This is a genomic window from Streptomyces sp. NRRL S-495 (assembly GCF_000966955.1).
Lineage (GTDB): Bacteria > Actinomycetota > Actinomycetes > Streptomycetales > Streptomycetaceae > Kitasatospora > Kitasatospora purpeofusca.
Map to the genome: position 1 here is coordinate 1 of NZ_JZWY01000194.1, position 9,333 is coordinate 9,333.

At 74.2% G+C, this 9,333-nt stretch carries 8 protein-coding genes and 1 riboswitch; of the genes, 4 read left to right on the forward strand and 4 right to left on the reverse strand.

Going from position 1 to position 9,333, the window contains the following annotated elements; translation table 11 throughout:
- On the forward strand, positions 1-570 hold a 570-nt coding region (locus tag VR45_RS12395), incomplete at its 5' end, for a hypothetical protein (protein WP_045939768.1).
- 61 nt (positions 571-631) lie between these two features.
- On the opposite strand, the gene VR45_RS12400 is transcribed toward VR45_RS12395, so the two are convergent.
- Entirely contained in the window at positions 632-1,318 is a 687-nt protein-coding gene (locus tag VR45_RS12400) for an alpha/beta hydrolase (protein WP_045939769.1), read from the reverse strand.
- Between the two features lie 199 nt (positions 1,319-1,517).
- On the opposite strand from VR45_RS12400, the gene VR45_RS12405 reads away from it, so the two are divergent.
- Positions 1,518-1,958 (forward strand): VOC family protein, encoded by a 441-nt coding sequence (locus VR45_RS12405; protein WP_199839774.1) that lies wholly within the window; start codon positions 1,518-1,520, stop codon positions 1,956-1,958.
- Positions 1,959-2,079: 121 nt separating this feature from the next.
- Here the strand turns inward: VR45_RS12405 and VR45_RS12410 are convergent, their stop codons facing one another.
- Positions 2,080-4,935, reverse strand: a complete 2,856-nt coding sequence (locus tag VR45_RS12410) for a LuxR family transcriptional regulator (RefSeq protein WP_353612684.1) — start codon at positions 4,933-4,935, stop codon at positions 2,080-2,082.
- 134 nt (positions 4,936-5,069) lie between these two features.
- Between VR45_RS12410 and VR45_RS12415 the strand changes: the two genes are divergently transcribed.
- Positions 5,070-5,627: a TetR family transcriptional regulator gene (locus VR45_RS12415; protein ID WP_045939770.1), complete on the forward strand. Its 558-nt coding sequence runs from the start codon at positions 5,070-5,072 to the stop codon at positions 5,625-5,627.
- A 165-nt stretch (positions 5,628-5,792) separates the two neighbouring features.
- Here the strand turns inward: VR45_RS12415 and VR45_RS46870 are convergent, their stop codons facing one another.
- Positions 5,793-6,509, reverse strand: a complete 717-nt coding sequence (locus VR45_RS46870; protein WP_045939771.1) for a DUF1963 domain-containing protein — start codon at positions 6,507-6,509, stop codon at positions 5,793-5,795.
- Positions 6,510-6,636: 127 nt separating this feature from the next.
- Positions 6,637-6,779, forward strand: a riboswitch (SAM riboswitch).
- Between the two features lie 195 nt (positions 6,780-6,974).
- On the opposite strand from VR45_RS46870, the gene VR45_RS12425 reads away from it, so the two are divergent.
- Positions 6,975-7,688, forward strand: a complete 714-nt coding sequence (locus VR45_RS12425; protein ID WP_045939772.1) for an IclR family transcriptional regulator — start codon at positions 6,975-6,977, stop codon at positions 7,686-7,688.
- Between the two features lie 55 nt (positions 7,689-7,743).
- Here VR45_RS12425 and VR45_RS12430 read toward each other — a convergent pair whose 3' ends face one another.
- Positions 7,744-9,051 carry an SGNH/GDSL hydrolase family protein gene (locus VR45_RS12430; RefSeq protein ID WP_052709035.1) on the reverse strand — a complete coding sequence of 436 codons (1,308 nt, stop codon included), beginning with the start codon at positions 9,049-9,051 and terminating at the stop codon, positions 7,744-7,746.
- Positions 9,052-9,333: the final 282 nt, after the last annotated feature.

A 9,333-nucleotide genomic window follows, 5' to 3' on the forward strand; every position in this document is an offset into this window, starting at 1 on the left:
CATCGGCTCGTCGCGCTCGGACTGCTGGTGCCGGTCGCGCTGCTGGTCGCGCTGATGTACGAGGGGATGCTCGCCAGCCATGACGGAGGGCCGGCGATGGTCGTCGAGGTCTCCTACCACCCGCTGTCCGTCGGTGCCCTGATCGTGGTGCTGACCAGCCTCGCGATCCTGATCGGGATCCGCTCCGTGCCGATCAGGGCAGTGCTGATCACCCTGTTCCTCACCGGCGCGATGGTGACGTCACCCATCGTGATGCTGATGTTCGGCGACATGCCGGAGAAGACCGCGGAACGGCCGGCGCCGGGCCGGCCGGACCGCAGTCTGGTGATCCACCAGGGCGCCGCGATGATCGATCCGCTGTGGTGGGTCTCCGTGGACGAGGGCTCCGGGCTGACCGCGCAGCGGTGGCCGGTCGGGTTCTTCAGCGGTGACGCCACCGTCAACGAGCTGGCCTCGGCGGAGTGGGACGGCCCGGACCGGATCCGGCTCGCGACCCGGGGCGGCGAGGTGTTCGTGGTCGCCCTCGACCCGGAGACCGGCCGACCGGAGCGTAGGGTGCGGGCGGGCTGACTCCCGCATCCGCGGGCGGGGCCGTCGTCCGTACGGCCCCGGCGGTCCGGGTGACCGCGCGCTACGCCGCCAGGCTCCGCGCCGCGTCGCGGATGACGTCGAGCACGAAGTCCGGGTGCGACAGCATCGGCACATGGCTGCTGTCGATGGCGTAGGTCTTCGCGCCCATGCGTTCGGCGGCCGCCCGCTCCAGGTCCGGGTTCACGGTGCGGTCGTTGTTCGCGACGATGTACCAACTGGGCTTCGTGCGCCAGGCGGTGCCCGGGACCTGCTGGCTGAACAGGTCCGCGACGGGCACCGCGCCCGTCGCCAGGACGAGCTTCTGCTCCTCCTCCGGCAGATCGCCGCAGAAGTCGCCGATGCCCGCCTCGGTGAGCCAGATGCGGCCGCCGGAGATGTCGAGGCGCTCGAAGACGGGTGTGCTGGGGAACTTGCTCTGCTGGTCCTGCGAGGTCTCGTCCTCGTCGGGGGCGAGCGCGGCGATGTAGACCAGCGCGCCCACGCGGTCGTGGACGCCGGCCTTGGTGATCAGGGTGCCGCCGTAGGAATGCCCGACGAGCACCACCGGGCCGGGCACGTGGTCGATGGAGCGGGTGACGCACGCGACGTCGCCTTCCAGCGAGTCGAGGCCGTGCTGCGAGCACGCCACCGTGTGGCCCTCGGCCTGGAGCGTGGGGACGAGCCTGTTGAAGCACGAGCCGTCGGCCCAGAGGCCGTGGGCGAAGACGATGCTGGCCTTGGTCGTCATGATGTCCTCCTGCGTCGATGTCGAGCCATGACGGAAACCGTTGGGGCCGAAGCCCACTCCAGCCTCGGGTGTGCCCCCGACTTCCGCGCCCCCAGCCGGGCGCACGGTGCATCCGAACGGGTGGCCGGACCGGGGCCGCGGCCACCCGGCGGTTACCGTGACTGCAGCGCTGCTCCCCACCGCACCCAGGAGGCCCCGCATGGCGATCCGGCGCATGGACAACGTCCTCATCGTCGTCGAGGACCTCGACGCCGTCGTCGCGTTCTTCGTCGAGCTAGGGATGGAACTGGAGGGATCGGGGCCGCTGGACTGGCCCGGGGCGGAGCGGGTCATCGGCCTCCAGGACGTCCGCCAGGACGTCGCGATGCTGCGGGTCCCGAACGGTCCCGGCCGGGTGGAGCTGGCGCGGTTCCACCGGCCGAAGGCGATCGCCCCCGAACCGAAGGACGCCCCGGCGAACACGCTCGGCCTGCGCCGCGTCATGTTCGCCGTCGACGACATCGAGGACGTCGTCGCCCGGCTGCGCACCCGCGGCGGCGAACTCGTCGGCGAGATCGTCCAGTACGAGAACGTCTACCGGCTCTGCTACGTCCGCGGCCCCGAGGGCATCGTCGTCGGCCTCGCCGAGGAACTCGGCTGACCGGACCGGTGGCCGCCGCCGCTGCGAGCTGATGTCCCTGACCTGCCAGGTGACTGCGAACGCCGCGAAGTACCGGTCCGAGCCGACCGGAGTCGGCCGGAGAGGTCACGGGAAGGGCTGCTCAGGGCGCCGGGGCCGGGGCCGGTTGCGAGACGCGGGTCAGGGCGTCGCGGAGGGCGGCGCGGGTGGTGATGCCCAGTTTGGGGAAGGCGCGGTAGAGGTGGGCGCTGACGGTGCGGGGGGAGAGGCGCATCTGTTCACCGATCTCCTTGTTGGTCAGGCCTCCGGCGGCGAGTTCGGCGACGCGGCGTTCCTGCCAGGTCAGCGGTAGTGGGTCGGGGGCGGGGGTGTGGGGTGCGACGCCGGCGGCCCGGAGTTCGGCGCGGGCGCGGGCGGCCCAGGCGGGGGCGTCGAGGCGGTCGAAGGCATGGGCGGCCTGGGTGAGCGGGAGGCGGGCGGCCGCGGCGCCGTGGAGGCGGCGGACGGCGATGCCGTGGGCGAGCCGGATCCGGGCCAGTTCGAACGGGAAACGCTCGGCAGCCGGGTGGGACTGGGCGCGGGCGTAGTGGGCCGCGGCCTCGGTGTCGTCCTCGGCGGTCATGGCCAGCGCGCCGTGGGTGATCAGGGCCAGTCGGGGGGAGAGGTCGGGCAGGCCGGTGTCCCTCGCGGCCAGCGCGTGGGCCCGGGCGTGTTCGGCGCGGCCGGTGTGCAGGGCGGCCTCGACGAGGTCGAGCAGGGTCCGCGAGGCCTGGTAGGCGTAGGGCCGGAACGCCCCCGGTGCCGTGATGCCGATGGCGTGGAGGAACGCGGTCTCGTAGTCGCCGGCGCTGAGTGCGGCGGTGGCGCCGACGGCGTCGGCGATCTGGGTCAGGAATCCGATGCCGCGCGGCCGGGCCCACGCGTCGACGGTGGCCTGCAGCTCGCGGGCCTCCGCCGTCCGGCCGCGCACGGCGGCGAGTTGGGCGAGGTAGGCCCGGGTCTGGTGGGCGAAGAGGCCGTGGCCGCGTTCGGTGGCCAGGGCGAGCGCGCGGTGTCCGGTGCGTTCGGCGGCGTCCCACTGGCCGAGCGCCAGCTGGTCGAGCAGGACCAGGTGCAGCATGACGATGCCGCTGGACATGGCGCCCGTGTCGAGCTCGCGGTCCACGACGCGCTCCAGGTACGGGCGCAGCGGGCCCAGGACATCGAGGTGGTAGGCCGAAACGGCGAGGCGGGTGACGTCCCACGGGTCCTGGTCCTCCAGGCTCGCCGAGGCCCGCTCCACCCGCCGGGACCAGCCGGCGCCGTGCCGGACGACGTCGCTCCAGGTGCTGCCGTACATCCACGCGCGTTCGGTGGCGAGCTCGCCGAGGGTGGCGAGGAGCTCGTGGGTGCGCTGCCAGGTGGCGCGGTCTCCCGCGTACTGGCTGACGGCGAGCAGGAGGCTGACGAGCCGGTCGAGCACCTCGTCGGGCCGATCGGGGCCTTGGTCGGGCTGGTCGGGGCCTTGGTCGAGGTGGTCGGGGCGGCGGCCGGGGGAGTCCCGGAGCCGCTCGACGGCCGCGACGATCCGGCGATGGGTGGCCCTCACCTCGCCGTCCCGGTACAGCGCCAGGTAGGAGTCGGCGAGGACGGCGGCGGGGCTTTCGTCCGTGCCGGGGGCGGCGGCCAGCGCGAGGCTGCGTGCCCGGCCGAGGTGGTCCGCCTGCCCGGCGACGTACGCCGCCTCGCCGAGCCGCCGGGAGCGGTCGACCCGGGTCTCGCTCAGTTCTGCGGCGCGGGTCAGCCAGGAGACGGCCATTCGCGCGCCGCCGCGCCGGGTGGCCGACCGGGCGGCGGCCTCCAGATCGGCGGCCACGCCCTCCTCGGGGTCGACGGTGGCGGCCGCGAGATGGATGGCACGCCGTTCCGGGTACTCCCGGTGCAGCTGCGCCAACACCCGGTGGGCGGAGCGGCGTTGGTCCGGTGTGGCGAGCTGGACGATGCTCGACCGCACCAGCGGGTGCCGGAACGCGGGCTCGCCGGTGACCGGTTCGACGACCAGCAGGCCGCAGGCGACGGCCTCGTCGACCTCGCGCATGCGGTAGCGCGCGATCGGTGCCGGGCCGTCGCCGGGCCGGGCCGCCGCTCCGTCGAGGGCGCCCCGGAGCAGTTCCGCGCGGACGGTGTCGCCGAGGCGGGCGAGGCGGGCGGCGTAGATCTCCTGGATCCGCCGGGGGAGCGGTACGCCGTGCAGGCCGAGGAGGTACTGGCCGGCCCGGTCGCCGGCGCCGGAGGCGAGGTGGGCGGGCAGTTCCAGCAGAGCGAGCGGGTTTCCGCCGGCCTGTTCCAGGACGAGCCCGCGGACCTGTCGGCCGAGTTGCGGGTGGTGCAGGTCCAGCAGGCGGGTGGCGTCCGCGTCGGCGAGGGCGCCGATCGGCGCCTCCGGCAGTGCCGCGGAGTCGAACGGCGAGGCGGTGTCGGCGCGGACGGCGACCAGGAGCTTGACGCCGGGGCGGCCGGCCAGTCGGCGGCCGACGAATCCGCACACCGCGGCGCTGGCCCCGTCCAGCCACTGGCCGTCGTCGAGGACGAGCAGCAGCGGGCGGCCCTTCGCCGTCGTCCAGGAGAGCAGGTCGAGTACGGCGATGCCGAGCGCCATGACCGGTGGTGGCGGACCGTCGGACCGGCCGAAGGCCGCGTCGAAGGCGGCGCGGGTGGTGGCGCTCAGCCGGTGGACCTCGGGCCGGTGGTCGGAGGGGGCGGCCGAGTTTCGGCCGGCGTCCGGGAGCAGCGGGTAGAGCAGTTGGTGCAGCCCGGAGTGCGGGAGCCCGCTCTCCGCCTCGACCCCGGTGGCGCGGACGACCAGGTGTCCGTCCTCGGCCGCGAGCCGCGCCGCCAGGTCGAGCAGGGTGCTCTTGCCGACGCCCGCCTCGCCCCTGAGGACCAGGGCCTGCCCGTCGGGGGCCCGGAAGAAGGCGGACAGCCGCGCTCGCTCGCCGTCCCGACCGACCATCACCATGCCCGGTTCCACGCCCGGTTCCCTCCCCTGCCCCGAAGGCGCGCGACCGCGGCCGTATTCAACTGGACGGTTGGCTGATTACAGTGTGGCCCTGGTGAACCTGTCAAGTAAACGGTTAGTTAGGAGAAGGGTGCATGGAGCGCGACGCCGAAGCCACCAAGCGGAGACTCGTCGCGGCCGGCCGGGCCGAGTTCGCCGCGCACGGGCTGAACGGCGCGCGCGTCGACCGCATCGCCGCCGCCGCGCGGAGCAACAAGGCGCAGATCTACCACTACTTCGGGAACAAGGCCGGGCTGTTCGACGCGGTCTGGAACGAGATGGTCGAGCAGATCGTGGTGAGCGTGCCGCTCGACGTGGACGACCTGCCCGGGTTCGCGGCCGCTCTGGCCGACCTCTACGCCGAGCACCCGGACATGCCCCGGATCATCACCTGGCAGCGGCTGGAGCACGGCGACGCCTTCAACGAGCTCGCGGTCGCCGAGGTGCGCAGGCGCAGCGCCGACATCGCCCGGGGGCAGGCCGACGGCCGGGTGTCGACCCGGTTCGAGCCCGAGGTCCTGTTCGCCCTGCTCGTCCATGTCGCGATGCTGTGGGCGGCCGCGAACCCGGAGGTGCTGACGGTCGTGGACGTCGCCGACCGGGCGCGCAGCCGCGAGCTGATCCGCCGCATCGCCACCGTCCTGGCGGAGTGAGCCCGCCGGAGGAGCGAGCCAGCCGGGGCCGGGGTCGAGTACCCCGGCGGTACCCGCGCGGGCCCTCAGCGGCCCCGGTGGTGTCCGGCCCACACTGCGGGCGTCCGGTCCGACCACGGGTTCGCCCGTTCGAGCTGCCCGGCACCTCACCGATGTGCTCGGGGTTCAGCACTGCCAGAGGAACACCGCGTCGGTGCAGGGGGAGCAGACGAAGGCGTAGGCCCGGCCGCTGCCGAAGTTCATGGCGGTGAGGGGATCGGGCCCCTCCTGGAACTGGACGGCGAGCCGCATCGGCTCCGCGCAGCTCGCGCAGGTCGGTGTCTGGTCGTACTGGAGCCAGGCCGGTGTGCCGTTGAGCTGCCCGAGGACGTGGTTCCGGGGGCGGCCGGTCCGTGCCGCCCAGGCGGCGCGGGCACTGTCGAAGTCCTGGGCCTCCGGCAGGAGTTGGGGTTCGGCGGCGCGGGTGGCGCCGAGGAGCAGGACCTCCTCCTCGAACTCGTCCTCGTCCGGGGCGTCGAGGTCGTCCTCGTCGTCGTCCTCGTCCTCGTCGAGGTCGGCCGGCACCGGAAGGGGGATCGGCGCCAGTCCCCGGGCCGGGAGGATCAGCGCGAGGTTGGCACCCGAGCGGGCCTCCCAGTCCTGACAGACACCCGGACGGTTCTGGCAGGCGAACAGCACCAGCACCCGGTCCTGTGGCCCCGGACTTCCGGCGACGGCGGCGCCGGACCCGTCCAGCACGATCTGCGCGAGGAACTGCAGCGGGCCGCCGCAATCGGCACAGGACGGCCAGGCGGTGCCGGGCGGGGCGAGCGGGACGCCGCCGGTGCGCGTGACCGTCGCGTCGGCCGCGACCGGGCCGCCCTCGGTGATCAGGGTCGTCATACGGCCCGACTGTAGGACACCGCGCCGACAGTGCCGGGCCGCCGTCGGCCCCGTCGGTCCCGTCCGACCGCAGCTCAGGCACCAGGGGCTTGGCAGGTGGGAGGGGGAGTCTTGTATCGTTCTTCGCGAATCATCCAGAGGGGTGGAGGGACCGGCCCTACGAAGCCCCGGCAGCTCCCCGTTCGACCCGGCGTCCGAAGTACGCGCCGTGCCGTGCGGGATCAGTGCCAACTCCGGCCTGTCGCCAATGTGGCGCGGGAAAGATGAGGAGACACGGTGCTCTCTGTGCTGTCCTTCCCCCGGGCGCTTCCCGTCCCGGACCTTTCGCGTACCCGTCTCGTGCCCGGCGCAGGCACTCGGCCCACTTCTGCGGCTCGCCCTCGCTGACCACCCCCCCGGCTCCCCACGGGGGGCCTCCGTGAGCGTGCCCCCGGGCGGCTCACGGGATCTGAGACGGAGACATCCATGGAGAACACGAGCGGCGTCGGCGTGCTCGACAAGGTCACCTCGATCCTCGGCACCCTGGAGGCCGGTCCGGCCACCCTGGCCGGACTCGTAGCCGTGACCGGCCTGGCCCGGCCCACGGCGCACCGGCTCGCCGTCGCACTCGAACAGCACCGGCTGGTCGCCCGGGACGTGGAGGGCCGGTTCATCCTCGGCCCCCGACTCGGCGAGCTGTCGGCGGCCGCCGGGGAGGACCGGCTGCTGGCCGCCGCCGGCCCGGTCCTCGCCCGGCTGCGCGACGTCAGCGGGGAGAGCGCCCAGCTCTACCGCCGGCAGGGCGGCGTCCGGATCTGCGTGGCCGCCGCCGAGCGCCTGTCCGGCCTGCGCGACACCGTCCCGGTGGGGGTCACCCTCCCGATGAAGGTCGGCGCCGCCGCCCAGGTCCTGCTGGCCTGGGAGGAGCCCGAGCGGCTCCACCGGGGTCTCCAGGGGGCCCGCTTCACGGCGACGGCGCTGAGCGGCGTCCGGCGACGTGGCTGGGCCCAGTCGATCGGCGAACGCGAGCTCGGGGTCGCCTCCGTCTCCGCGCCGGTCCGGGGCCCGGCCAACCGGGTGGTGGCCGCCGTCACGGTCTCCGGTCCGATCGAACGGCTCACCCGCCACCCCGGCGCCCTTCTCTCGCAGACGGTCGTCGAGGCGGCCGACCGTCTCACCGAGGCGCTCCGCCCCACCTGACGGGCCCCGGCCGCCCCGGCCGCGGGGGGTGTCCGCCCCCGCGGCCGAGGGTGGGTCAGCGCAGGCTGTCCAGGTCGATGCTGTCCGCCATGACGCGGTATCCGAGCGGCCCGGGGTGGAGGTGGTCGCCGGCGTGGTGGCCGTCCGGGATCGCGCCGGTGCCCTCGGGGTCGATGGCGCGGTCGAAGTCGGCCACCGCGTCGTACGCGCCGGAGGTGCGGATCCACTCGTTCAGGTCGCGGCGCAGCCGGTCGGTCTGCGCGGTCCAGAACGGTGCGCCGCCGAAGGGCATCAGGGTGGCACCGACGGCCTTGACGCCCCGGGCGTGGGCGGCCCGGATCAGGGCGCGGTGGGCGTCGATCAGCCGCTGGAGGGTCACCGGCGGGTCGTCGCGGTCCACGCCGCAGATCTGGTCGCCGCTGCGGAGGATGTCGTTCATGCCGTGCGAGACGATGACGGTGCCGACGTTCGGCCGGTCGAGCACATCGCGCCGGAAGCGACTCAGGGCGCTGTCCCCGGCGCAGGCGGAGTCGGCGAGCATCTTGTTCGAGCCGATGCCGGCGTTGAGCACCGGTCGCGGCCGGCCGGCGGCGGTGAGCCGCTCGGCGAGGAGGTCGGGGTAGCGGTCGTCGCTGTCGACGGTGGCGCCGAACCCGTCGGTGGTGGACTCGCCGAACGCCACCACCGCCCTGCCCACGGGCCGCCCGCCGGTGACCTCGACCCCGCCGAGGTAGTACCAGGAGCCGTACCCCGGGCGGACGGCGTCGGTGAACGCCGCCGCGTCGGTGTCGGCTCGGTGGTCGCCGTCGGCCTGGTAGGTCGTTGTCATGGACAGCTGGTGGTAGGTGGCCGGGCCGGTCGGGCCGTCGAACCAGAGGGTCAGCGCCACCCGGTCACGGGCCGCCACCGGCAGCGGCACCGGATCGCTGAGAACCTCTCCGCCCGCGGGGACGACGACGGAGTCCCGGTGCCCGAAGCGCAACGGCAGCACCGTCCCGGCGACGACGGCCGCCCCGTCGGCGGCCCGGCCGACACTGGCCCCGCTCAGCCGCAGCGGCGTCGTCCCGTAGAGATTGGACAGCCGGAACCGGACGGCCTTGCCGCCCGTGCCGAGTCGCACCACCTGCCGCACCGACTGGTGGTCGAAGCCCTGCACGGCCCAGGTCCGGAACCACGGCGCCGCGGAGGGCCGCATCATCGGCGCGGACCACGCGGCCGACCAGCGCTGTGGGTGCGCCGAGGCCGCGCCCCCGGTGGCCGTGGCGGTGTCGGCGGCGGAGGCGGAAATGGGGACGGAGGTGGCCGTGACGGACAGGGCGGCGGTCAGCGCGGCGACGGAAGCGGCGCGGGCGAACGGGTTCATGGAGCGCTCCTCGGGAAGGTCGGTCGGTCCTGCATCCCTGACCCGGGGAGGCGCGGGAATGTGACAGCGGACCGGCCCGGCCGGCCGCGATCCGGTCCGGGTGGGCGCGATTTGTTCTGGGCGCGCAGGAGGAGTACTGTCGCCCAGTCGCCTGGCAGGGAGCACCGGACACGCAACAGCGCGGACGGTCCCGGGGCGGCCAATCCTCTGGAAATAACATCGGCACCCGGCTTCGGGTTTCTTTGACGTGTCCATTTGTGGGGATTGCGGCCGGATTCGCTT